Annotated in this window: 17 protein-coding genes; 8 read left to right on the plus strand and 9 right to left on the minus strand. The window is 69.9% G+C overall.

Annotated features, from left to right (window positions below; genetic code table 11):
- Positions 1-24 precede the first annotated feature (24 nt).
- A complete protein-coding gene (locus tag SK571_RS01905; RefSeq protein WP_319982266.1) occupies positions 25-774 on the plus strand; it encodes a universal stress protein in 750 nt (249 codons plus the stop codon).
- Here the strand turns inward: SK571_RS01905 and SK571_RS01910 are convergent.
- The 5 genes from SK571_RS01910 to mraZ form a co-directional block, all read right to left on the minus strand.
- Positions 771-1,826 carry a putative glycoside hydrolase gene (locus tag SK571_RS01910; protein WP_319982267.1) on the minus strand — a complete coding sequence of 352 codons (1,056 nt, stop codon included), beginning with the start codon at positions 1,824-1,826 and terminating at the stop codon, positions 771-773. The genes SK571_RS01905 and SK571_RS01910 overlap by 4 nt on opposite strands.
- A gap of 314 nt (positions 1,827-2,140) precedes the next feature.
- Entirely contained in the window at positions 2,141-4,051 is a 1,911-nt protein-coding gene (locus SK571_RS01915; protein WP_319982268.1) for a peptidoglycan D,D-transpeptidase FtsI family protein, read from the minus strand.
- Complete coding sequence (locus tag SK571_RS01920; protein WP_319982269.1) at positions 4,051-4,614, minus strand: hypothetical protein; 564 nt, start codon at positions 4,612-4,614, stop codon at positions 4,051-4,053. Before SK571_RS01920 ends, SK571_RS01915 begins: the two co-directional genes overlap by 1 nt.
- A complete protein-coding gene (rsmH, locus tag SK571_RS01925; protein WP_319982270.1) occupies positions 4,611-5,564 on the minus strand; it encodes a 16S rRNA (cytosine(1402)-N(4))-methyltransferase RsmH in 954 nt (317 codons plus the stop codon). Before rsmH ends, SK571_RS01920 begins: the two co-directional genes overlap by 4 nt.
- A 167-nt stretch (positions 5,565-5,731) precedes the next feature.
- Positions 5,732-6,163 (minus strand): division/cell wall cluster transcriptional repressor MraZ, encoded by a 432-nt coding sequence (gene mraZ, locus SK571_RS01930; protein ID WP_030479478.1) that lies wholly within the window; start codon positions 6,161-6,163, stop codon positions 5,732-5,734.
- 405 nt (positions 6,164-6,568) lie between these two features.
- Between mraZ and SK571_RS01935 the strand changes: the two genes are divergently transcribed.
- Genes SK571_RS01935 through SK571_RS01945 form a run of 3 tightly spaced genes read left to right on the plus strand, consistent with a single transcriptional unit; the run spans position 6,569 to position 11,363 of the window.
- Positions 6,569-7,621 (plus strand): AAA family ATPase, encoded by a 1,053-nt coding sequence (locus tag SK571_RS01935; protein ID WP_406601924.1) that lies wholly within the window; start codon positions 6,569-6,571, stop codon positions 7,619-7,621.
- Between the two features lie 2 nt (positions 7,622-7,623).
- Entirely contained in the window at positions 7,624-8,889 is a 1,266-nt protein-coding gene (locus SK571_RS01940; protein ID WP_319982271.1) for a DUF58 domain-containing protein, read from the plus strand.
- Complete coding sequence (locus SK571_RS01945; protein WP_319982272.1) at positions 8,889-11,363, plus strand: transglutaminase TgpA family protein; 2,475 nt, start codon at positions 8,889-8,891, stop codon at positions 11,361-11,363. The genes SK571_RS01940 and SK571_RS01945 overlap by 1 nt, the downstream gene beginning before the upstream one ends.
- A gap of 70 nt (positions 11,364-11,433) precedes the next feature.
- Here the strand turns inward: SK571_RS01945 and SK571_RS01950 are convergent, their stop codons facing one another.
- Positions 11,434-11,829 carry a DUF3040 domain-containing protein gene (locus tag SK571_RS01950; RefSeq protein WP_090073948.1) on the minus strand — a complete coding sequence of 132 codons (396 nt, stop codon included), beginning with the start codon at positions 11,827-11,829 and terminating at the stop codon, positions 11,434-11,436.
- Between the two features lie 282 nt (positions 11,830-12,111).
- On the opposite strand from SK571_RS01950, the gene SK571_RS01955 reads away from it, so the two are divergent.
- Both SK571_RS01955 and SK571_RS01960 read left to right on the plus strand, forming a co-directional pair.
- On the plus strand, positions 12,112-12,618 hold the full coding sequence (locus tag SK571_RS01955; protein WP_319982273.1) for a hypothetical protein: 507 nt from the start codon (positions 12,112-12,114) through the stop codon (positions 12,616-12,618).
- Positions 12,618-14,156, plus strand: coding sequence for an alkaline phosphatase D family protein (locus tag SK571_RS01960; protein ID WP_319982274.1), 1,539 nt, complete (start codon positions 12,618-12,620; stop codon positions 14,154-14,156). Before SK571_RS01955 ends, SK571_RS01960 begins: the two co-directional genes overlap by 1 nt.
- 367 nt (positions 14,157-14,523) lie before the next feature.
- Here SK571_RS01960 and SK571_RS01965 read toward each other — a convergent pair whose 3' ends face one another.
- Positions 14,524-17,679, minus strand: coding sequence for a S8 family serine peptidase (locus SK571_RS01965; protein WP_319982275.1), 3,156 nt, complete (start codon positions 17,677-17,679; stop codon positions 14,524-14,526).
- Between the two features lie 268 nt (positions 17,680-17,947).
- On the opposite strand from SK571_RS01965, the gene SK571_RS01970 reads away from it, so the two are divergent.
- Positions 17,948-19,453 carry a M48 family metalloprotease gene (locus SK571_RS01970; RefSeq protein WP_319982276.1) on the plus strand — a complete coding sequence of 502 codons (1,506 nt, stop codon included), beginning with the start codon at positions 17,948-17,950 and terminating at the stop codon, positions 19,451-19,453.
- Between the two features lie 18 nt (positions 19,454-19,471).
- Positions 19,472-20,572 (plus strand): DUF4034 domain-containing protein, encoded by a 1,101-nt coding sequence (locus tag SK571_RS01975; protein WP_319982277.1) that lies wholly within the window; start codon positions 19,472-19,474, stop codon positions 20,570-20,572.
- A gap of 1,076 nt (positions 20,573-21,648) precedes the next feature.
- Here the strand turns inward: SK571_RS01975 and SK571_RS01980 are convergent.
- Together SK571_RS01980 and SK571_RS01985 are read right to left on the minus strand one after the other, a co-directional pair.
- Entirely contained in the window at positions 21,649-22,308 is a 660-nt protein-coding gene (locus SK571_RS01980; protein WP_319982278.1) for a hypothetical protein, read from the minus strand.
- Positions 22,309-22,393: 85 nt separating this feature from the next.
- Complete coding sequence (locus SK571_RS01985; protein WP_319982279.1) at positions 22,394-23,668, minus strand: DNA polymerase IV; 1,275 nt, start codon at positions 23,666-23,668, stop codon at positions 22,394-22,396.
- Positions 23,669-23,693: the final 25 nt, after the last annotated feature.

Below are 23,693 nucleotides of genomic sequence, written 5' to 3' on the forward strand. Positions count from 1 at the left end.
TGGGCACCGGATTTCAGTCGTTCCGTGACGGTCGGAGTGGACACTTCCGAAACCGCTTATCACGCGTTCGAGTGGGCCGCGCGACACGCGTGGTCGCTCAGGACGGATCTGCAGGTGTTCCTCGCGGACCCCGGCGACACGACGGTCCAGCGAGTCCTGGAACGGCTCCCCATGCTCACCGCCCACTTCCGCCCGAGCGGAGACGACCCGGTGGCCGCACTGGTGAGGGCGTCGGACTCCAGCGCGACCTTGGTCTTGGGGTGCAAAGGCGAACAGCACCGCAGCCTGGGGCTGGGTTCCCTCGTCCTCCCGGTGTTGCGCCGCGCGCGGTGCGGAGTCGTGGTGGTGCGCGGCCGTCCCAAGGCGATCCGCGGCGAACACGGCTGGATCACCGCTGCCGTCGGCGGGTGCGAGGACCCGGTCGTGCTGCGGCGCGCGGTCGAGCTCTGTCGCACCCGCCGAGCACGGTTGCGTCTGCTGCACATCCACCCGCCGGCCCAGCACGGCGCGACCGTGCCGCGTAACGAGGCAGCGGTCCGCCGGGCCGTGTTGTTCTTGCGCACCACCGCCCCCGAGCTGACGCCCGAGGTGCTCGTGGAGTCACGGCATCCGCACGAGGCCTTGGCCGAACTGGACTCCGACCTGGTGGTCGTGGGACGCGGCGGACAGAACGACGGCGTCGGGCTGATCACCCGGGCGGCGCTCTACCACTCGTCCTGTCCCGTGCTGGTGGCCCGGCCGGAGCCGTTGCAGGACGACCGCGCGACGCTTTAGCAAGCTGCTTTGCGCAGCACCGTTCCCGTCGTGCCCGGCAGGGCCACGAAGGTGATCGGGGCGCCCGTCTCATTGGTCTGGGTCTCGCCGAGCCTGACCGTGACGGGCGCGCTGCCGGTCCTGTTCGCGTTGACGATCACCGTGCCGCACTCGAAGTCGCGCTGGTGCACGTTCTTCGCGATCTCGTGGTGGGCGCCGAGCGGGGTGCCGAGGTCCCAGTCGTACTCGGTGCGCCACTGCGAGGGGTTGTCGTAGCGGTCGGTCTCCTCGATCTCCGAGATCGCCGCGTGCTCGCCCTTGGCCAGCAGGTAGCTCGCGAAGGCGTAGCGGAACGGCTGCTCGGCGCCGCTGTGGTGCGGCTGGACCCAGGTGATCTTGCCCTTGGCCTCGTTGGCGGTGATCTCGGCGATCTGCCGGCTCCAGCCCTCCGGGTACTCGGAGAGCAGGTCCTTGTCGCCGAAGGTCAGCCACCACTCGTCGAAGCCGCCGTCGAGGTGCTCGACGTAGGAGTCCCAGGCGCCGTCGTGCAGGCGGGCGTTGGACATGTTCGCGACGGTCTTGAGGCCCGCGTCCACGAACTTCTGCCTGGTGCCGGCGAGCATCGAGCGGTAGGCCTCGCGCATCGACTCGTCGGTCGGGTAGGCGGCCGGGCAGACGCCGTCGTGGTAGGTGTCGCAGGCGAACAGCGCGTTGTCCATGAAGACGCCGTCGAAGACCTTGGCCGAGGACGCGATCACGTTGTCGGCCCAGGCGTTCTGGTAGGCGGTGTTGCCGACGTCCATCTGCCAGTGGCCCTCGTAGCCGTCGTACTCGAAGCGGTTGCCGGCGGAGTCGCGCAGGAACCACGACGGGTCGGCCTCGCAGTAACCGACGCCGGTGGGCAGATCGGAATCGTCGACACCGTTCGAACACGCATAGCTGCGCGTCGACGAGAGATCCTTGTAGACGAAGGTCTGGATCTTCGGATTCGCCTTCTTGAACTTCGCGGCAAGATCGCTTTCCCAGGCGTTGAGCACCACGTGCGAACGGCGCCGCGCCTCGGATTCGATCATTTGATCATTGATGGGAGTGCTGTTCATGTGGAGCCAAAACGACTCGGTTGTCGATTCACTCTTACTTGCTTGACCTGCGGGAACCATGGTCACCGCCAGGACGCCCGCCAAGATCGAAATACTGAATGAACGCACGCCGAACCCCATCTCGCCTTGCCACTCCGGTTTCGGAGCATTAGACGTGATGGATTGCGTCTCATTACGAAGAGTTTTTCACTGTCAAAAAGAAATGTCGTGCTGTCACGCCTGGGCGTGGTTCAGGTCACTTGCACGACGGGCGCGCCCGAATAAGAATGCGCGCCCGCCGCGCCGAGCTACATCTGCAGCTGGACGAACGGCGTCTGCTCGGCCGACATCGGCACCTGGAACCGCTGGGTCAGGTAGGTCGCGATGTCGTGGAACAGCGGCGCGGCCGACCCGCTGAACGGGGTGCCCGTCGGCGCGTCGAGCATGATGCCGACGACGTAGCGCGGGTTGTCGGCGGGGAGGATGCCCGCGAACGTGATCCAGTACTGCGACTGGGAGTAGCACTTGCAGTTCTGGTCGATCTGCTGCGCGGTGCCGGTCTTGCCCGCGATCTGGTAGCCGGGCAGGGCGGCCTGCTTGCCGGTGCCGTTCTGGTTCGCGTCGCGCGGGTCGGACTGCGTGACCGAGCGGAACATGTCGCGGACGGTCTTCGCGGTCTCCGGCGACACCACGCGCACGCCGTCGGGACGCTGCTTCTCCGACCGCGCGCCCTCCTCACCGATCTCGGCTCGGATCAGCCGCGGCGGGATGCGCACGCCGTCGTTGGCGATGGCCTGGTACATGCCGGTCATCTGCAGCAGCGTCATCGAGAGGCCCTGGCCGATCGGCAGGTTGCCGAAGGTCGAGCCGGACCACTGGTTGAGCGGCGGGACCTGGCCCGCCTCCTCGGCGGGGACGCCGGAGTTGGTGCGGCGGCCGAGACCGAACTTCTGGAGCATCTCGGCGTAGCGCTCCTTGCCGACCTCCTGGGCGGCGATCAGCGTGCCGACGTTGGAGGACTTCGCGAAGACGCCGGTGAACGACATCGGCACGGTCCCGTGGTTCCACGCGTCCTTGATCGTCCGGTCGGCGACCTTGATCGAACCCGGCACCGACAGGACGTCGTCCGGCTTGAACAGGCCGTACTCGACGGCCGAGGCGGCCGTGACGATCTTGTTCACGGAGCCGGGCTCGAAGCTGTAGGCGACCGCGGTGTTGCGCTTCTGGTCCTCGGAGGCCTGACCGAAGTCCGTCGGGTCGTACGTCTTGTCGTTGGCCATCGCGACGATCTCGCCGGTGCGGCTGTCCAGCACGACGGCGGAGCCGTTCTTGGCGCCGGACTTCTTGGTGTAGTCGCTGACCATCTTCTGGACCGCGTACTGCGTGTCGATGTCGATCGTCAGCTCGAGACTCTTGCCGGGCTGCGGCTTCACGAGCTCGCGCTCGGTGTTCGGGATGACGAGGGTGTCGTCACCCGACATCGTGTCGACCACGCGGCGGCCCGTCCGGCCCGCGAGCACGTTGTCCTGGGCGTTCTCCAGGCCGAGGATGCCCTGGACAGTCGGGGGCTTCTCCTCCTGGCGCCAGTTCGCCGCGCCGATGATGTTCGACGCCAGGTCGCCGTTGGGGTAGATGCGCTTGGAGCGGTACTCCGAACCGATCTCCGCCGGGTACTTGGCGACGATCTTCGCGGCCTTGGCCGGCTCGGCCTCGCTGACCAGGACCTCGTAGGAGATGTCCTTCACCAGCTGCTGGTAGACGGTCTCCTCGTCGGTCTTCTCCCCGTTGACCTCGGGTCCCAGCGTCGACGAGATGAACTTCGCCATCTCGCGCGCACGGTCCTCATAGGTGCCCGGGTACTTCTTTTCGTCCTTCTTGTGGGCGTCGTCCCAGTTCTTCCGCGCGCGCTGCGGAAGGATGTAGAGCGCGCGCACCTCGATCGAGAACGCGAGCTGGTTGCCGTTGCGGTCGAGGATCGAACCGCGCTCGGCGGGGATGTCGATGGGCGTCGTGCGCTGCTTCTGCGCCTGCAGCGAGAGCTCCTGCGCCTGCAGGCCCTGCACCTGCACGAGCTTGACGCCCGCGATCACCAGTGCGCCGATCAGCAGGACGCGGCCGATTCCGATCCGCAGCCTGCTGTTGCCGCCCAGACGCGCGGCCGGGCGGGAGCCGCGCACCGACAGCGGGCGGCGCGGCCCCCTCTGCTGCGGACCAGGCATCAGCCACCCGCCGGAGGGGTCGTACCGGCGGGAGGCTGGCCGGACGCGGGCGGCTCGGACGACGGCGGTGGCGGAGGCGTCGACTTGGTCGGTGCGCTCGGCTTGCCGAACTCCTCGATCGAACCGTCCGGGTTCTGCCGCAGCCGTGCCGGGTTCGACGGCTGGACCAGGCCCATCTCGGCAGCGCGGCGCGCGAGGTCGGTCGGCGACTCGAGCAGCGCCACCTCACGGCGCAGCTGCTCCATCTGCAACGTCAGCTTCTCGGCCTCCGCCCGCGCCTCCTGCAGCCGGTAGGTGTCGGCGGCGGCCTGGGTGGAGAAGTACATGATCGCGGCGACGCCCGCGCCCAGCACGAGCATCACGAGCACGACGAACGGCGCCTTGGAGGCGGCCTTCTGCTGCGGGTTCGCGGAGCCGCCCCGCAGGTTCGACGCGCGCTGGGCCCGCCGCGCGTAGGCGCGCTCGGCGCCGGCGGTCCGCCGCCGGGCCTTGTCCTTCTGCGCGGTCTTGTCCTTCGAGGGATCGCGGGGCGACGGCCCACCGACCCGTGCGGGTGCCGTCACCTCGGTGCTCCGATCCGCTCCGCCGCGCGCAGGCGCACCGGCGCCGCACGCGGGTTGTCCTCGATCTCCTGCTCGTTCGCGACTTCCGCGCCCCTCGTGAGCAACTTGATCTCAGGCCCGTGGCCCGGCAGCTCGACCGGCAGTCCCGGCGGCGTCTTGGACTTCGCCAGCTCCGCGAGCGCCTGCTTCACCATCCGGTCCTCCAGGGACTGGTACGACTCCACGACGATCCGCCCGCCGACGGCCAGCACGCCCAGGGCGGCCGGCAGCGCGAGCCGCAACGACTCCAGCTCGCCGTTGACCTCGATCCGCAACGCCTGGAACGTGCGCTTCGCCGGGTGTCCGCCGGTGCGCCGCGAAGCCGCGGGCACGACGGCGTAGAGCAGCTCGACGAGACGGCCGCTGTTGGTGAACGGCTCCTTCTCGCGCTCCCGCAGCACCGCGGAGGCGATCTTGCCCGCGAACCGCTCCTCGCCGTAGGTGGAGAGGACCCGCGCGAGGTCGCCGTGCGAGTACGTGTTCAGCACGTCCGCCGCCGTCATGCCGGTGCCCTTGGACATCCGCATGTCGAGCGGCGCGTCCTTCGAGTACGCGAACCCGCGCTCCGCCTCGTCGAGCTGCAACGAGGACACGCCGAGGTCCATCAGCACACCGTCGACGTGCGAGTAGCCGAGGTCTTCCACGGCTTCGTCGATGTGGTCGTAGGTGACGTTGACGAGATGAACGCGGTCGCCGTGGTGCGCGAGCCGCTTGCCGGCCATCTCGATGGCCTGCGGGTCGCGGTCGAGCCCGATGAGCGTGAGCTCGGGGTGGGCGCTCAACAGCGCGTCGGAATGGCCGCCCATGCCGAGCGTCGTGTCGACGACGACGGCGGGCTTGCCGGAGAGCGCTGGAGCGAAGAGTTCCAGGACGCGGTCCAGCAGCACCGGAACGTGCCGCGGCTGATCCATCGTCCCTCTACTCCCCTGATGCGCGTTTCGGGTGACGTCAGGTCCCCGCCCGCCCGTCGAACCTGGCGCCGGGGAAGGTGCGCCAGGGCCGATAGTCGAGCGGACCGAGGCCTCACGGCACCCGAATCGCGTGTGGAACATCCGGCCTGTTGCTCGGCTGACCGCCATCAGAAGACGCCCGGAATGACCTCCTCGCGAGCGGTGGCGTAGCCGTCCTCGTGCTCGTCGAGATAGGTCTGCCAGGCCGCCGCGTCCCAGATCTCCATCCTGGTGAACGCGCCGACGACCACGCACTCCTTGGTCAGCCCGGCATACCGGCGCAGTTCCGGTGCGATCAGGACACGGCCCTGACCGTCCGGACGCTGCTCGTCCGTTCCTGCGAACAGATAGCGCTGATAGGCGCGTACGGCGTCGTTGGTGAACGGCGCCTCGGCGACCTTCTTCGCCATCTGCTCGAACTCCGCCCGGGGGAACACGTACAGGCAGTGGTCCTGGCCCTTGGTGACCATGAGACCTCCCGCCAGTTCGTCCCGGAACTTCGCAGGCAGTGTCAGCCGGCCTTTGTCGTCGAGGCGCGGGTAGTGAGTGCCCAGGAACACGGCAACCACCTCCCTTGCCGGACGACGCGACCGGCAGCGGAGCCCCCGTCTGCCCCACCGGCCGCCACAGTACCCCACTTTTCACCACAGTCAACGTTGAAACAGGTGTCCGCACAGCATGTCGTGACCTGTTTGCGCAGGTAGACGCCGTGTGACGGCGTGGGGGGACGGTGGGGGAGCCGGTGCGTCACCACCTTCGCGGGTGAGTGTTCAGCCCCGGATAAGCACTCGAACGGCCTAGAAAATTCGGCGGAAACAGCGCGTGACGGCGAGATGGTGGGGGAAGGTGGAAACTGATGGAGCGAACCCGATGTAGCCCGCAGGTGTAGGGCACTTAGCCGTGGTTTGACACACTGCGTGAAACGCTCACACGTCCGTGTTCCGGACACGGCTGCTGGAGGTTTAGTGACGCCGGGAAGCCCAAGCGCGAACAGTCACGCGCCGGTCGATCAGGTTCTGGGTGAGTTGCACGGCGCCGTCCAGCGGATCGCCGCGAACGTCGAGCGCGTGCTCGTCGGCAAACCCGACGTGGTCCGCCTCGCCCTCGTGACGCTGCTCGCCGAAGGGCACCTGCTGGTCGAGGACGTGCCGGGTGTCGGCAAGACCTCGCTGGCGAAAGCGCTTGCCCGCTCGATCGACTGCACCGTGAGCCGCGTGCAGTTCACGCCGGACCTGTTGCCGAGCGACATCACCGGCTCGTCGATCTACAACCGGCAGGAGAACGACTTCGAGTTCAGGCCTGGGCCGATCTTCGCGAACATCGTCGTCGGCGACGAGATCAACCGCGCCTCCCCCAAGACGCAGTCCGCGCTGCTGGAGTGCATGGAGGAGCACCAGGTCACGGTCGACGGCAACACGTACCCGCTGGGTTCGCCGTTCATGGTGATCGCGACGCAGAACCCGATCGAGATGGAGGGCACCTACGCCCTTCCGGAGGCACAGCGCGACAGGTTCACCGCGCGCGTGTCGATCGGGTACCCGGACCCGCAGGCCGAGCTGGCGATGGTCGACGAGCACGCGGGCCACAACCCGCTCGACGACCTGCGGCCCGTCTCGGACGCCGCGCAGATCCTGCGGCTGGTCGAGGCCGTGCGCCGGGTGCACCTGTCCCCCGAGGTCCGCAGGTACGCCGTCGAGCTGGTCTCGGCGACGCGCCGCCTGCCGGAGCTGCGGCTCGGTGCCTCGCCCCGTTCCACGCTGCACCTCGTCCGCGCCGCACGCGCGCAGGCCGCGCTGGCCGGCCGTGACTTCGTGGTGCCGGACGACATCCACGCGGTGGCGATCCCGGTGCTGGCCCACCGGCTGGTGATGACCGCCGAGGCGCAGGCCGCTCGCCGGTCCCCCGCCGAGCTGATCAGGGCGCTGCTGCAGCGGGTGCCGGTGCCGACCGCGGCACTCGACCCGAGCGCGGCGTTCGTCCGCAGCATGAACAACAACAACGCAGGGACGCCACGCTAACGATGCGCACCGCACTCTCCGGTCTGACCACACGCGGAAGATGCTTGCTGGCCGCGGGGTTCGCCGCCGGAGTGTGCGCCGCGGTGCTGAACGAACGCGACCTGCTGCGGGTCGCCGCGTTCGTGATCGCGCTGCCCCTGCTGGCCGCGTGGCTCGCGACGAGGGCTCGGGTGGGGTTGCACGCCGCCCGGTTCCTCGCCCCGAGCCGGGTGCCGGTGGGGGCTGCGTCCGAGGTGAAGCTCGACCTGCGCAGCACCGGCCGGCTGCCCACGGGCGGGCTGATGCTGGAGGACACCGTGCCGTACGCCCTGGGCGCGCGGCCGCGGTTCCTCGTGGAGCGGTTGCCCCGCAACACGCCGACGTCGTTGCGCTACCCGCTCAAGCCGGTGATGCGCGGCATCCAGCAGGTCGGCCCGCTGATGGCGCGGATCACCGACCCGTTCGGCCTCGCCGAGTTCGACCGCGAGCTCGCGGGCCGTTCCCGGCTCGTCGTGGTGCCGCGGGTGGTGCGGCTGTCGGGTCTGCCCGGCGGGTCCGGCATGGGCGCGGGCGACGACGGCTCGGTGCGGCTGCGGGCCGGTCAGGGCGAGGACGACGCGGTGGTGCGGCCGTACCGCCAGGGCGACGACCTGCGGAAAGTCCACTGGCGGTCCACCGCCCGGCGCGACGAGCTGATGGTGCGCGTCGAGGAACGCCCGTGGCGCGGTGGCACGACGGTGTTGCTGGACCACCGGGTGTACGCGCACCGCGGTAGTGGGCCCACGGCGTCACTGGAGTGGGCCATCTCGTTCGCGGCGTCCATCTGCCTGCACCTGCACCACTTCGGCCACCAGGTGCGCCTGGTCTCCGAGGACGGGCGGGTGCTCGCGGGCGGGTCGTCCGACGGCGGGCACAGCGACCACGTGGTGCTGGACTCGCTCGCGGCCCTGCAGGGCTCGCACCGCCGTGAGCTCAGCGGCGGCGTGGACCCCGGCGCGGGCCAGGAGGTCATCGCGGTGCTCGGCGGTCTCTCGCCGGCGTCGGCGGAGGAACTGGTCCGGTACCGGCCGCGCGGCACCCGCAGCCTGGCCGTGCTGCTGGACGTGAACGCGTGGTCGGGCGGCACCGACGCCGCCGCTCCGGAACCCGAGGACGCCCGGCGGTTGCTGAGCGGCGCGGGCTGGGGCGTGGCGATCGCGAAGCCGTCCGCCTCGATGCAGCAGGTGTGGCAGGAGCTGTGCGCCTCGGCCGGAACCCGGGGCCCGTCGTTTCGCTCGGAGGTGGGCTGATGGGGTCCCGTTCCGCTTCTTCCAAGGGCACTGAGCCCGAGTGGTTCACCTCGGCGACGCCGTGGATCGCCGCGCTGGCCGTGCTCTGCGCGTCCACCGCGCTGTCCGGCGTGATCGAGGGCGACCTGTGGCTGGTGCGCATCGGCGTGGTGATCGTCGCGATCACCGTGACCGGCGCGTTCCTGCGGGCGACCCGGCTGACCCCGCCGCTGGTCGCGATCGCCCAGGTCTTCGTGCTGTTGTGCCTGCTCACGGCCTTGCACACGCGGTCGGGCATCTTCCTGTTCATCCCCGGTCCCGACGCGCTGAGCGAACTCGGCGACGTGCTCGCGGACTCCGTGACGCAGGTGCAGACCGGGGTGCCGCCGGTGCACGCGTCACCGGCGATCCAGGCGCTCGTGGTGCTGGCGATCGGCCTCGTCGCGGTGCTGGTCGACACGCTGGCCGTGGCCGCGGCGGCTCCGGCTGCGTCCGGCCTGGTGCTGCTGTGCGTGTTCGCGGTGCCCGCGTCGCTGGCCGACGAGATGCTGCCGTTCTGGACGTTCGTCCTGGGCGCGGCGGCGTTCGCGATGCTGCTCGCGGTCGACGGCCAGCACCGGCACGAGGCGTGGCGCGGCCGGCTCGGTTCCGGATCGGCCAGCGGGTCAGGCGGGTCCGCGACCTCGGTGGCGGCGATCGCGATGGTGATCGCGCTGGTCGTCGGCGCGGGCTTCACGCTCGTCGGCACGGTCGGCAGGCTGCCCGGCAGCGGCGGCGGTGGCGGTGGCAAGGGCGGCATCGGCCTGAGCGAGATGACGTCGTTGCGCGGCATGCTGAACCGCGGCCGCAGCGCCGAGGTGTTCTACGTGCGCGGCATGACCGATCCGATGTACATGCGGGCGTCCACGCTCGCGCAGTACGTGCCGAACAAGGGCTGGGAACGCGGCACTCCTCCCGGCGGCCAGCCCGCGCGCGGTGAGCTTCCGCCGCAGCCGGGCGACCGCGGCGAGGGCAAGACGACCCGGATCAACATCGAGCCGCGCGACTGGCGGAGCTTCTGGCTGCCGACCTACGGTGCCGTCCGCCGCATCGACACCCCGGACGACGACTACCAGTTCGACCCGAAGAAGGGCGTGATCTACACCCAGCGGGAGCGCGAGCCGGAGGCCTACGAGATCGACACGGTGATGGCGACGCCGTCGAAGCAGGCGCTGCGGCTGGCACCCACCCAGGCGAACGCGGTCGACCGTGAGTACTACAAGTTCGACGGGGTCGAGCAGCCGATCGTGGACCTCGCGAGGAAGGCCGTCGAGGGCGCCACGAACGACTTCGACAAGGCGGCCGCGCTCACGGCCTTCTTCAACGGCCCCACCAGCGGGTTCACCTACGACCTCAAGACCGGCGGCGACGTCACCACGGACGCGCTGACGGACTTCGTGCTGCGGGGCAAGGTCGGCTACTGCGAGCAGTTCGCGTCCGCGATGGCCGTGATGGCCCGCGTGGTGGGCCTGCCGTCGCGCGTCGCGATCGGCTTCACCGCCGGCGTTCCGTCCGGGGACGGCTCCTACCGCGTGATCAGCACCGAGGACGCCCACGCGTGGGTCGAGATCTTCTTCCCGAACTACGGCTGGATGACGTTCGACCCGACGCCGGTCAACGACGGCCGCGGGATCGTGCCGCCGTACCTGCGCGAGACCGCGCCGGGCCAGGAGGAGGTGCCGACCGCGAACACGCAGACCGAGTCGACCTCACCCTCCACGACCGGGTCGGCCCAGGCCTCCACCTCGGCCGACGGCACGGACGGCGACCAGGGGCTGCCGGCGGCGAGTTCCCAAGGGCCTCCGTCGTGGCACCTGTGGGCGTTGGGCATCGTGCTGCTGCTCGCCGCGCTGCTGTCGATCCTGCTGGTGCTGGCGTTGCTCGGGGTGATCAGCGCGGGCCTGCTGGGCGTGTCGTGGGCGCGCAAGCTGCTGATACCGGCCGCGGCCGGGCTGTGGCTGATGGGCGTCGGGCTCGCGGCGGCGTTGCTGTCGTGGTGGCTCGCGGCGCTGCTGGTGATCGCCGGGGTGGTGCTCACGCCGATGCTGGTCCGTGCCGTGCGACGGCGCAACAACCTGCACGCGGTGACGGCGCTCGGTCCCGGCGCGGCCTCGGCCGCCTGGAACGAGCTCGTGGCCGAGTCGATCGACCGCGGTGCGCCCGTACCGGCCGCCGAGACGATCCGGATCGCCGCCCGCCGGTTGGCGCGCGAGCACAACCTGGACGACGCGGGCAAGGACGGCCTGCGGACGGTGATCGGGGCGATCGAGCGGTCCTGGTACAGCCCGAACCCGGCCGCCGACCCGTCGTTGCCCGGGGCGGTGGCCGCGGTGCGACAGTCGTTGCGACAGAACGCGCCGCTGTCGGTGAAGGCGAAGCTGTTCCCGAAGTCGGTGCTCAAGCCGTCGCCCGCGCCGGTGGCCGGCACGCCGGAGCGGGAGCCCGTCGGGGTGTAGGTCTGAGACAAAGGCGAAGGGCCCGCTCCCATTGGGTGGCGGGCCCTTTCGCTTCAAGGCTCTGGTCGGGTTACTGCTCTTCGTCGAAGCGACGGCGGAAGCGCTCTTCCATCCGTTCGGAGAACGAGCTGCGGCTGCGCGCTGGCTTGCCGTCCTCCTGCGCTCCTTCGGCGACCTGGTCACCGCGACGCAGTGTCGTCAGGGTGATGAGAGCACCGAAGAACATGAGCAGGAAGCCGAAGACACTCACCACGGGGATGCTGGCGATCGAGAGCTGCGGGAGCATCACGCCGGTGATGAGCGCGGCCACGCCGACCACGAACAACACGATGCCCTGCACGCGGCGTCGCTTGGACGGCCGCCGCAACTTGGCGCCCCGTACGGTAGATGCGAACTTCGGGTCCTCGGCGTAGAGCGCGCGCTCGATCTGGTCGAGCAGTCGCTGCTCGTGCTCGGAGAGTGGCATCGTTCCTCCTCCGGCACAGCGGTCGCGGGCGCCGGGTGTTTTCGGTTTCCGCCGAACCCGGCGGACGACCCACCCTGGGGACGTCACCTTCCAGGATACGATCCGCGCGCCCCGGCGACTAGCCAGTCGGCATTCTCATACGGTCTGTTCTGTCACCATCATCCTCCTGGGGCAGTGGTGAGGCCTTCGTGAGGCTCGTTCCAGCCCCTTGTGGCCTTCCGTTCACACCTCGTTCGGCCGTGCGCCCCGTCCGCGACAGCCCCGCTTGCTCGGATCAGTCGCATGACCGAACTCATCGTCAACGGCGCCGCCGAGCAGGGCCTGACCGGCTGGCTCGTCGTCGCGGGCGCCCCCGTCGCGCTGCGGTACGACACGGGCCAGGGCTATCCGGGGCCCGGTGATCCCGGTCCGGCGCAGCGCGGCGCGTCGTTCTTCGGCGGCGGCGACACGCCACTGAGCACGCTGCGACAGAGCGTGACACTGCCGCGCCGATCGTCTCAGTTCGCGGTGTCGGCGTGGCTCGGCGGCTACGCCTCGCAGCAGGACGGCGCCCGGCTGTCGGTGGAGTTCCTCGACGCCGGCGGCACTCCGCGCGGCCTGGTGGTGCTCGGCCCGGTGACGGCGGAGGAACGCTCCGGCCGCACCGGCCTGGTGGAGCGGTCGGCACGCGGCACCGTGCCGCCGGGCAGCCGCACCGCCGTGGTGACGCTGCAGATGACCCGATCCGGTGGTGGTACGTCGAACGACGGCTACGCGGACAACATCTCGTTCACGGTCGGAGGCCGCTGATGCTGAACCGACGTGATCTCCTGCGCGCCGCGGCCGCCGCCGGCGCTCTCGGCACCGTGTGGCCGCTGTCGGCAGGCCTGTCCCCCGCCGAGGCTCATGCGGCCGCCCTCGACCTCGGCGCGTCGTGGGACCCCGCGCCGTTCACGCTGGGCGTCGGATCAGGGGACCCGTTGCCGGACAGCGTGGTCCTGTGGACGCGCCTGGCCCCCGAACCGCTCGCGTTCGAGCAGCCGCTGCCCGAGATCGTCGAGGTCGAGTGGACGATCGCACTGGACCGCACCATGCGTTCACGGGTCGCGAGCGGGAGTGTTTCTGCTTCGAACCTGTTGGGGCACAGCGTGCACGTGCCCGTGCAAGGTCTCCGCCCCGGTTCCACCTACTACTACCAGTTCTCGGCTCTGGGCAAGCGTTCTCGGGTCGGCCGCACGCGCACGGCCCCTGTCGGCCCGGTGTCTCGCGTCAGGTTCGCGACGGCGAACTGCCAGGCGTTCCACGACGGCTTCTACGCCGCACACCGCGGCATCGCCGCCGAGAACCTGGACTTCGTCGTGCACCTCGGCGACTACATCTACGAACACGGCCAGGTCGGCGGCGCACACGTACGCGATCACGAAGGCCCCGCCGTGCTGTCCCTTGCGGACTACCGGCGCCGCCACGCCCTGTACAAGGGCGACCCGTCACTGCGCGACGCCCACGCGGCTCACCCCTTCTACCTCACCTGGGACGACCACGAGGTCGTCAACGACTACAGCGGCACCGAAGGCGCAGCACCGTTCGTCAAGCGCCGAGCCGCCGCCTACCAGGCCTGGTACGAGCACCTGCCGATCCGCTCTGGGAGCGCTCTCGAACCGCAGATCCACCGACGCCGCCAGTGGGGTTCCCTCGTCGACCTGACCGTGCTGGACCTGCGCCAGTACCGGTCCGCGCAGAACCTGGCAGGCGGCACGATCCTGGGCGCAGAGCAGAAGAAGTGGCTCCTGGACGGCATCTCCGGCGCCCGCGAGGCGTGGCAGGTGTGGATCAACTCGATCATGCTGTCGCAGCTCGCCCGCACCGGCGGCGGCTACTACTTCACCGACCAGTGGGACGGCTTCCTGGCCGAACGCCGCGAGGTGCTCGGCCACGTAGCCACTGAGGGCATGAAGGACCTCGTCGTGCTGACCGGCGACTGGCACTCGGCGTTCGTGGACGACATCCGGCCGGACTTCGACGACGTCTCGTCGCCGGTCATCGGCACGGAGTTCACCGCGCACTCGGTCACCTCGGGCGCGTACTCGCCGGAGTGGAACGCGGTGAACGGGCCGGTGATGGGAGCGGCGAACCCGCACCTGAAGTACTTCGAGGGCAACAGGTACGGGTACGACGTGTACGAGGTGACGTCCCGGCGGTTCACCACGCACATGAGGGTGATCGGGGACCGGCGGGACGCCTCTTCGCCGGTGTCGACGCTGACCACGTTCCACGTCGATCGGGGGAAGGCCGGGAGTTACGAGGATCCGGCTACGGCCGGGTCGCCTGCGCAGTACCGGCGTCCCTGAACTTGTCAGACCCGCTGAGTACGCTCGGATTCGGGGGTCCTGGGCCTCTGCGAGCCGGAGGGTGGAGCCCCCGAATCCGATGCTAGTCAGCGGGTCTGACAGTTTCTGGCCGGTCGGTTCCGGCCGTCAGTTCTGGCCGATCGGCTTGCCCTTGAGTTCCGCTCGCACCGCTCTGGCCATCAGGTGTGGACATCAGGTCCGGCCGGTCAGCTTGGCGGTCAGTGCTGACCGACAGGCTGAGCGCCAGTTCTGAGCGCTAGGTCTGAGCGCCAGACTGGCCGTCGGTGCCAGCCGATCAGCCGTCCTGGCCGTGGCCGGACCTGGCGGTCAGTTCTGACGGTCAGGTCCGGTCAGCGCCCTCCGGCCTTCAGCTTGCGATCTTGTAGGCGCCGATGATCGTGACCTCGCCGGTGTTGCCCGCCGCGTCCGTCGTCTTGGCGCGCAGCGAAGCGGACTTCGCGCCCTTCGGGTGGTGCAGCACCACCCTGTCGCCGGCGACCTGCGCCTGCTTCCAGGTCGCGCCGTCGTCGTAGGACACCTCGACGGTGAGGCGCTTGACCTTCGGCGTGTTCTGGGCCTGCTCGACCTTCAGCGGGACCAGTTGCACCCGGCCGTGCGCGGTGTCCTTGTCGTCGAGCTTCGGCAGGAAGCGGACGACCGTGAGCGGGAGGTGCGTGATCTCGGTGGTGTGCTTGGCCTTGAAGGTCCAGGCGCCGCTCACCTTCTTCGACAGCTCCGCGTCGCGGCTGTGTTCCATCTCGGCCCGGTAGGTGCCTTCCCCGGCCGGGACGTCGAAGATCGCGCTGGGGCGGTCCGACTCGCCGAGCTTGGTGCCGTTGTGGGACAACGAGGTCTTCGCCGTTCCGGCGTTGACCCTGCCCTCGCCGCCGTTGCTGTCGGTGAAGAGCGGCACCCTGACGGCGATCTGGTCTTCGAGCCTGGCGAGGCCGAAGCCGGGCGCCGACGGGACGGACGGGCCGAGGATCGCGGCGCCGAACGTCTGCGAGTACTTCTTGCCGCCCTTGAAGGAACGCGTGGGCGTCTCGGTCGTGTACTCGTTCTTGTTGTCCGGGCCGACTCGGTCGTAGACCCAGCTCCACTTGCCGGTGACGGTCGAGACGTGGTCGATCGCGCGGCCGCCTTCCGGCACCTGCGTGAACCAGCCGAAGCCACCGCTGCCGTCGATCGGGTTCGGCATGACGGCGATGCCGTGCTGGCGGCCCTCACCGGCGTTGCGGAAGCTCGTCGTCATCTCGGCGAGCTCGTTCGCCTTGGCGGTGCGCTCGTAGCCGGTCGGCATGCCCTTCTCGGTGTACATCAGGCGGTAGCTGACCGGTGTCTTCTCGTCGCGTGGAGTGCCCTGGAACTGCTCGGCGATCGTCGTCAGGAAGCCTGGCACGTCCGGCCCGATCTGCGCGGTGGACACCTGTCCCGCCAGTCCGTCGAAGAACGCCCAGCCGTGGCCGAAACTCCTTCCGGCGACCTGGGTGGAGTAGCCGACCGTGCCGATGACGCCCTTCGCCGCGGCGTCGGGGGTCTTGAGCGCGACCGGTCCGGCGTTGCGCGCGTCGATCGTGATCGACCCCTTGCCCGTCACCTGGAACTTCGGCTGCACCTGGAACGCGACCTTGAAGTCCGGGCTGATGACGCCGCTGTCCACGAGGTACTCGCCCTTGGGCAGCCGGACGTTCTTCGCCATGCCCGGATAGGACTTGCCGGTCGTCGTGTTGACGAACGACGTGCTGTGGGACTCGGCCGGGTTGCCATCGGCACCGAGCACCGCGACGGCGGTGTCGTAGCTCTCGACCTCGCGGTTGACGCTGACGAGCGTGCGCAGGCCGTTCGACGCGACGATCGCGCCGCTGTAGGCGCCGTCCGGCGCGTTCACCTTGGTGTCAGCGGTGATCGTGGCCTTCGCCTCGCCGCCGGCGGGGACGGTGATCTTCGCCGGGGACACGGTGAACAGACCGGCGGGCGAGGGCCTGCCGTCCGGTCCCTTGACGTCCGCACTCAGGTCGAGCGTGACGGGTTCCTTGCCGGGGTTGCGGTAGGTGACCTCGCGAACGACCTTCTGGTCGTCGTCGTGCGGCCACTGCCGCAGCCCGAAGTTGATGTTCGCGGGTTCCGCGATCACCTGCTGCGCCAACATCTTCGGCACGTCGACCCGGCCTGCGCCCTGGTCGAACGCGGTCAGGGCCGGGTTCGCCTTGGCCGACGCCATGATGGTCGCCTTGAGCCGTGTGCCGGTCCAGTCCGGGTGCTGCTGCTTGAGCAGCGCGACAACGCCCGCGACGTGCGGCGTCGCCATCGACGTGCCGTCCATCGCGACGTGGCCCTGCGTGCCGGCCTCGGCCGCCACGATGCCGACGCCGGGCGCGGTCACGTCCGGCTTCACCGCGCCGTCCGCGGCCGGGCCACGGCTGGAGAACGGCGCGATGCCGTCGTTGCGGTCCACCGCCCCGACCGTCAGGGCGGACTCGGCGCTACCGGGCGAGCCGATCGTCTCCGGCCGCCCGGAGTTGCCCGCCGCGATCACGAACAGCGCGCCGGTCTCCTGGGAGATCCGGTTGACGGCCTCCTCGAGCGGGTCGATCTCCGGTGTGTCACCGCCGCCCAGGCTCATGTTGATGACGCTCGCGCCCTGTTCGGCCGCCCACTGCATGCCGCCGAGGATCGCCGACTCGCTGCAGCCGCCCGGCTGGCAGACCTTGCCGTCGAGGATCTCGGCGTCCGGCGCGACACCGCGGTACTGCTCGCCCTTGCTCGCGATGGTCGACGCGACGTGCGTGCCGTGCCCGACCTCGTCGGTGTTGTCCGGCGAGTCGGTGAAGTTCTTCTCGGCGATCTGCCTGCCCTGCAGATCCGGGTGCTTCTCGTCGACACCCGTGTCGAGCACCGCGACCTTCACGCCCTTGCCCGTGACACCTGCCTGCCACGCCTGCGGCGCACCGATCTGCTTGGTGCTGCGGTCGAGCGACACCTTGCGAATGCCGTCGAGCCACACCTTCTCCACCGCACCACCGCGCAGCGACTCCCAGGCGCTGCCCGACTTCTCGACCGCGCCGGTCACCAGGTCGTCGACCGACCCCTTCACCGCCAACGCCGTGATGCCCGATCGTGCGCCCGCCGCCGGCCGCACGATCACAGGAACGGTGCTGCGCCGCGAATCGTCGTAGCCGAACTCGGCCAACGACGTCACGTCGAACAACCGCGGGTCGAACTTTCCGTTGTCCACCAACGCGATCGCATCCGCGGGCACCACGTGCTGATGTCCGTCCCGCGTGAAGGTGCGCACCGGGATCCTGCCCCGTCCCGGTCCCGGCACGACCCGCACGACGCGGTTGCCGGCCAGCTCCACCCGGTCACCGGTGATCAGCGTGACGCTCCGGTCCCCCTGTCCCGATGCCTGCTCCTCGGCATGCGCGACAGCCGCCGTCACCGTGATCGTTCCTGTGGTGACGAGGCCTGCCGACAGCGCGAGCGCGGTGATCCCCCGACGGGCACCTCGCTGTCCTGCTCTCACTGGTTTACCTCCAGTGCTCGATGAGGTGTTGCGTCAGTGACCGTAGGGACACCGAGCGTCACCTCACCTCCGCCTGAAGGCCGGAGCTGCGCAGGTGGATGTCATCCCGCAGAGGTACTCGCACTGGCCGATCGGCTGGTTGACACGCCCCGGCCTGCTCGGGCCGGCCGTCTTTCGGGATTGAGTCGGGACCGGGTTCTCGTGCACACTTCGTGCTGTCGTCATCTGGGGGCGGCGCTGGGGGCTTTGGGGGAAGGTCGCTCTACTCATGCGTGTTTCGTTGCGTGCTGCCATTTCGGTGTCGATGCTCGTCGGTTTCTACGTCCTCGCCTTCGGGTTGATCGCTGGCCTGCTCGCGCTGGAGACCTACGCCCTGATCGAGCGCCCGTTCGTCGGCGTGAAGCTGGCGCTGTTCGTCGTGCCGGTGGTGTACGCGCTGGTCAAGGGCCTGATCTCGCTGGAACGCCGCACGCGTGACGAGGTGCCGGGCAGCCTCGTCACGCCCGAGCAGCAGCCCGCGCTCTGGGACCTAGTCCGCCGCCTGGCAGCCGACGTCGGTACCCGCCCGCCGGACGAGATCCGGATCCTCGCCGCGGTGAACGCCGGAGTCGCCGAGGACACCCGCTTGCTGGGGCTGCGCGTCCTCAGGCGCAGGATGTTCATCGGCGCACCTCTGCTCACCTCCTTGACCGAGAAGCAACTCATCGCCGTGCTCGCCCACGAACTCGGGCACTACGCCAACAAGGACACGCGCCTCGCCGGCGTCGTGGTCTCCGGCCGTGAGGCCATGCTGCGCGCCGGTTCCCACATGAACGCCGAGCACTGGTTCCAGCGCATGATCGCCAAGCTGTTCCGCGGCTACGCCAAGCTGTACCTCTGCGTCTCCCAGGCGATCAGCCGCCGGCAGGAGTTCGCCGCCGACCGCGTCGCCGCCACGCTGGCCGGCTCGTCCGCCGCCGCGTCCGCCTGGCGCGAGCTGCCGGTGATCGACGCCGCGTGGGACCTCTTCACCAACCGCCACCTGACCGTCGCGTGGGAACTCGGCTACCTCCCCACGGCGTTCTTCGACGGCTTCGCCCGCCTGCGCACCTCCCCCGAACTTCACGAGGAGCTGGAGGAGATCCGCCAGAACCCGCACGACCCGGACCGCGGCCCGTACGACTCCCACCCGCCGCTGCAGGACCGCATCGCCGCGATCGAGGCCATGGCCCTCGAACCCGAGTCGGGCTGGGGCGACCGTCCGGCACTGGAACTGCTCACCGACCCGATGCCGTTGCTCGACGCCGCCGTGCTCAACACGCTCGTCTCCGACGCCGCCTCGAAGGAACGCGTCGACTGGGCCACGCTCGGCCACATCGGCGCCCGAGCCCGCGTCGTGCGCGGCACCGAACGCCTGCTGCAGGCGTCCGCCGCGGCGATGAACCAACCGCCGTCACTGACCACCGTGCTCGACGCCTTGGACGCGGGACACCTGGCGGATCTCGCCTCTCACGTGCCCGGCAACAGGAACGCCGGTGCCCGAGCCCGCCGCGAGATGGCCCGCGGCGAGGTGCTGCCCGAGCTGTCCGCGTTGGTGGCACTCGCGTTCTCCGACGCGGGCCTCGCCCACTGGGAACTGGACTGGCTGGGACGAACCACGTTCGTCACCTCCTCTCACGACTTCGACATGGCCGAACACCTGGACGCCGCGGTCGCCGACCACGGCAGCACCGAAGGCCTGCGCGCCGCGCTCGCCACCGCCGGTGTGGCCCCCGACTACCGCCCCGCGCGCTGAGCGTTCAGGAGGAACCCCGTGGTGCTCTCACTTCTGTTCAAGCCCAAGGAACTCATCACCGTCATCCGCCTGATGCGCGAGGCGAAGCGGCTGGGCGTGGAGATCGACGAACTCCCTTCGGACGTGGTGGCGTCGTACGTCCTGCCGAAAACCCACCCGGAGCGCTACGGCCTCGTTCCCGACGCCGAGGTGACCACCACCTCACCGATCGAGGACCTGGCCCTCGCCGCCGTGAAGGACGACGTCCGAGCCGGCAACTGGGAGAACGCGGCCGATCTCGTCACGTCGACCCACGGCGACTGGGACCGCCGCCAGCGCGTCGTCGGGGCCCTGGCCGCCCTCGCCGCCAAGGACGACGCCTGGATGGACGCCTGGCAGACCGCCCGCCCGCGCGACCCGCACTGGATCGTCGTGCACGCGATGTCGCTGGTCGCCCTGGCCTGGGACATCCGCGGCAGCGCCACCGCGTCCCAGACCACCCGCGAACAGTTCGAGGGCTTCCACCGCGTCCTGTTCGAGGCCCGCGAGGCAGCGGGTGTCGCCGCCGCCGTGCTGCCGGACGACCCGACGCCGTGGAACACGATGCTGACTCTCGCCCGCGGCCTGCAGGTGGAGCACGACGAGTTCCGCGCGATCTGGGCAGAGCTGATGTCGCGCGATCCCTTGCACCACAACGGACACGCGCAGGCCCTGCAGTACTGGTGCCGCAAGTGGCACGGGTCGGATGAGCTTGCCTTGGCGTTCGCGGTCGAAGCGGCCGCCAAGTCGCCCAAGCTGCTGTCCCTGCCGCTGCAGGCTGCCTACGAGGCTGAGAGCACCTCGCCTGACGTGTGGAAGTCGCCCGCGGTTGTCGGGGCCCTGGACGCGCTGCTGGATCGGCTGGCGGACGAGGGTGCCGACACCTATGCGCTTCGGAACGACCGCGGGTATGCGATCTACGCTTTGGTTGAGCTGCAACGGTTTGAGGAGGCTGTGGGGCAGTTCCGGGCTCTGGGGGCGTTGGCGGACGCTGGGCCTTGGGACTACTTCGAGGAGCCTCGGCTGAAGTTCTTGAGCCTGCGAGGGATCGCGGTCAAGGCTGCGGCCAAGGGCAAGGGGGTCAAGGCTCCGGCTCGGTAGTGGCTCCTTTCGGTGTGGTGGCTGGGGTTCGGGTGCCGCACGCGCTGGGTTCGGGTGCGGTGCCAGGTGTGGTTCGGGTGCGGTGCCAGGTGGGATTGGCTGGCTCCCGCTAGGGGTGGGCGGGTTCGGCCGGGGCGCGCCGGTTGGCAGGTGAGGTCACTGGGCTGGGGCATTGGCCCAGCCGCTGAACTCGGTGCGGCGCTGCCGCAGGGGCGGGCGTTGCAGGTTGAGGCCGTCGGCCCGGCGGCTCGGCTTACGAGCGGCGGCGCTGCCGAACACGGTTGCTGGGCAAGGTAGTTGGGACGAGCTGTCGGCCGGGCTGCCGTACTGGTGTGCGGCAACACCGCAGGCCCGGCGCGGCGAGCCGCTGAGGCGTTGGCCAAACTGCTGAACTCCTGTGCAGCGCTACCGCAGGATCGGGGCGTTGCAGGCCGAGGCCGTCGGTGGCTCGGCCCGTGAGCGGCGGCGATGCCGAAAACGGTTGCTGGGCAAGGTTGTTCGGCAGATCTGTCGGCCCGGCTGCCGTACTGGTGTGCGGCAACACCGCAGGCCCGGCGCGGCGAGTGGCTGGGGTCTTGGCCCCCTGCTGAACTCCTGTGCGGCGCTGCCGCAGGGTCAGGCGTTGCAGGCCGAGGCCGTCGATCCGGCAGCTCGGCCCCATGAGCGGCGGCTCTGCCAAAGACGGTTGTTGGGCAGAGCCGCTGGCCACGCTGCCGTACTGGTGTGCGGCAACACCGCAGACCCGGCGTGGCGAGCCGCTGAGGCGTTGGCCAAGCTGCTGAACTCCTGCGCGGCGCTGCCACGGGGTCGGGCGTTGCAGGCCAAGGCCTTCGGCTCGGACCGTGAGCGGCAGCGCTGTTGGACAAGACTGCTGAGCAAGATTGTTGGCTCGGCTGCCGAACTGGTGTGCGGCAATGCCGTAGGCCGGGCGCGGCGAGGCTGCCAGGGCGCGGACGCCGCGCGGCTGTTGGGTGGGCGACGAGCTGGCGTGCGGCAACCTCGCCGGGGATGGACTCGCCCCGCCGGGAGTGCGAGGCGGTGTTCGGCTGTGCCTGGTGCCTTGTGGGCGGGGGCGGTCAGCCGACTGGTTGTGGGGTTCGGGCTTGTGGGACTGACGGTGGACGGTGGTCCATCACGGCCAGTTCCAGCTGGCGGGCCGGGGAGTCGCCGAGCAGTTTGCGGGCCAGGGTGGTGCCCTTGCGCGGGGCCATTGCCAGTTCGGCTCTGAGGGCCTGGATGCCCACGTAGTGCGACACCTCGTCGAGGATGGCCTTGGTGTCCGGGATCGAGCGGGTTCGGCGGATCGCGTCCACCGCCGCGCGTTCCAAAGGGGCCACGTGGAAGCCTCGGCGCAGGGCTGGTTTGGGCAGGCGGTCTGTTCGTTCCAGGCGCAGGGTGCCGTGGCCCCAGGCGCTGGAGTGGCGTGGGGCCAGGACGTGGATGGCGTCCGCCGTCGGCAGGACTGATCTCATGCCGTGCAGGTAGAGGGCGTCGAACGCGGTGAGCATCGCGCCCTCGCCTGCGTAGAGGAGGGCCGCCTGCACCAGCTGTTCGCGGGACGGGCCTGCTCTGGACAGCAGGAAGATGCTCGGGAACAGGCGTTGCCAGGGGCCGCCCGGGCGGGAGCGCTGGTCGATCAGGGACGAGGACAGTCCGATGTGGATCAGGGCTGCCACTGGGGCCACTCGGTGGACGAAGAGGGTGCCCAGGGCTTCCAGGTCGATGGGGTGGCGCATGGGTCAATGGTGGGGCTGGGGGCGGCGGGGAAGTCCGGGGGCGGCGGGATCTGTGGACAGGTCGGGGGGTGTGGACAAGTCGCGATCACTCGGGCTTCGGTTCGAAGTCCGCTGTCCTTTCTGGACTGTCGCGGAGCAGTGAGGCGGGGCGGACGGCTAGCGAGCCGAAGCGGGAACGGGCCTGGTCGGCGGCTTGTTCGGCTTCGCGCCAGCCTCGTTCTGGGGCGTCGAAGATCAGCTGCTGGGCGGAGTCGGCGTTGTCAAGACCCTCTATTCGGACGCCGATCAGGCGGACGTCGCCGGGCGGGACCTGGGTGTCCAGGAGCTCGGCGGCCACCCGGTAGACCTCCTGGGTCACGTCGGTCGACACCGGCAGGGTGCGGGAGCGGGTGATCGTCGTGAAGTCCGAGAAGCGGACTTTGATCGACACCGTCCGACCGCGCAAACCCTTGGCGCGCAACGAACCCGTCGAGCGCTCCGACAGCCGCAGCAACTCGCGGCGCAGCAGCGCGCGGTCGGCGACGTCGACCTCGAAGGTCTCCTCGGCGCCGATCGACTTCTCCCGCGACTCCGGAACCACCGCGCGGTCGTCCACGCCGGAGGCCAGCGCGTACAGGTGCTCCGCCAGGGCGACGCCGATCTTGCGACGCAGGCGGGGAAGAGGCATGGCGGCCACGTCGGCGACGGTCTCCAGCCCCAGTCCCTCGAGCCTCGCCGCGGTTTTCGCGCCCACGCCCCACAAAGCGGAGACCGGCAGCGGGTGCAGGAACTCGAGAGAAGCAGCAGCAGGAACGACCATCATGCCGTCGGGCTTGCACATGCCCGAGGCGAGCTTCGCGAGGAACTTCGTCGACGCCACCCCGACCGAACAGGACACGCCCTGGTCGGCCAGCACGCGGGACCTGATCAACTCACCGATGCCACCGGGCGTCAGGCCGAGCCGGCGGAGCGCGCCACCGACGTCGAGAAACGCCTCGTCCAGCGAGAGGGGCTCCACCAGCGGGGTGATGTCGCGGAAGATCGCCATGACCCCGCGCGAGACCTCCTGGTAGAGATCGAACTGCGGCGGCAGGTACACGGCGTGAGGCGCCAGACGGCGGGCATGCGCGGTGGGCATCGCGGAACGCACGCCGTACTCACGCGCGAGGTAGTTCGCGGAACTCACGACGCCCCGCCCGCCGACGCCACCGACAACGACAGGCACGGATTCGAGCTCAGGGCGTTCGCGGATCTCCACCGACGCGTAGAAGGCGTCCATGTCGACGTGCAGCATCCGGCAGCCCGTGTCGTCAGGCCAGACGCCATCACGCGCACGGAACCGATCGACCAGGCCGCGTGGCAGGTTCGCACTGCGACCCATGAACACCCCTTTCGAACGTCAGTTC

Source organism: Lentzea kristufekii (assembly GCF_033949925.1).
Classification (GTDB): Bacteria; Actinomycetota; Actinomycetes; order Mycobacteriales; family Pseudonocardiaceae; genus Lentzea; species Lentzea kristufekii.

What these genes read in the sequence shown, in the direction of transcription:
- SK571_RS01970 (WP_319982276.1), top strand. Translation starts at nt 17,948, where the DNA reads ATGCGTGTTTCGTTGCGTGCTGCCATTTCGGTGTCGATGCTCGTCGGT.
- SK571_RS01950 (WP_090073948.1), bottom strand. Translation starts at nt 11,829, where the DNA reads ATGCCACTCTCCGAGCACGAGCAGCGACTGCTCGACCAGATCGAGCGC.
- SK571_RS01910 (WP_319982267.1), bottom strand. Translation starts at nt 1,826, where the DNA reads ATGATCGAATCCGAGGCGCGGCGCCGTTCGCACGTGGTGCTCAACGCC.
- SK571_RS01945 (WP_319982272.1), top strand. Translation starts at nt 8,889, where the DNA reads ATGGGGTCCCGTTCCGCTTCTTCCAAGGGCACTGAGCCCGAGTGGTTC.
- SK571_RS01985 (WP_319982279.1), bottom strand. Translation starts at nt 23,668, where the DNA reads ATGGGTCGCAGTGCGAACCTGCCACGCGGCCTGGTCGATCGGTTCCGT.
- SK571_RS01915 (WP_319982268.1), bottom strand. Translation starts at nt 4,051, where the DNA reads ATGCCTGGTCCGCAGCAGAGGGGGCCGCGCCGCCCGCTGTCGGTGCGC.
- SK571_RS01940 (WP_319982271.1), top strand. Translation starts at nt 7,624, where the DNA reads ATGCGCACCGCACTCTCCGGTCTGACCACACGCGGAAGATGCTTGCTG.
- SK571_RS01960 (WP_319982274.1), top strand. Translation starts at nt 12,618, where the DNA reads ATGCTGAACCGACGTGATCTCCTGCGCGCCGCGGCCGCCGCCGGCGCT.
- rsmH (WP_319982270.1), bottom strand. Translation starts at nt 5,564, where the DNA reads ATGGATCAGCCGCGGCACGTTCCGGTGCTGCTGGACCGCGTCCTGGAA.
- SK571_RS01955 (WP_319982273.1), top strand. Translation starts at nt 12,112, where the DNA reads ATGACCGAACTCATCGTCAACGGCGCCGCCGAGCAGGGCCTGACCGGC.
- SK571_RS01980 (WP_319982278.1), bottom strand. Translation starts at nt 22,308, where the DNA reads ATGCGCCACCCCATCGACCTGGAAGCCCTGGGCACCCTCTTCGTCCAC.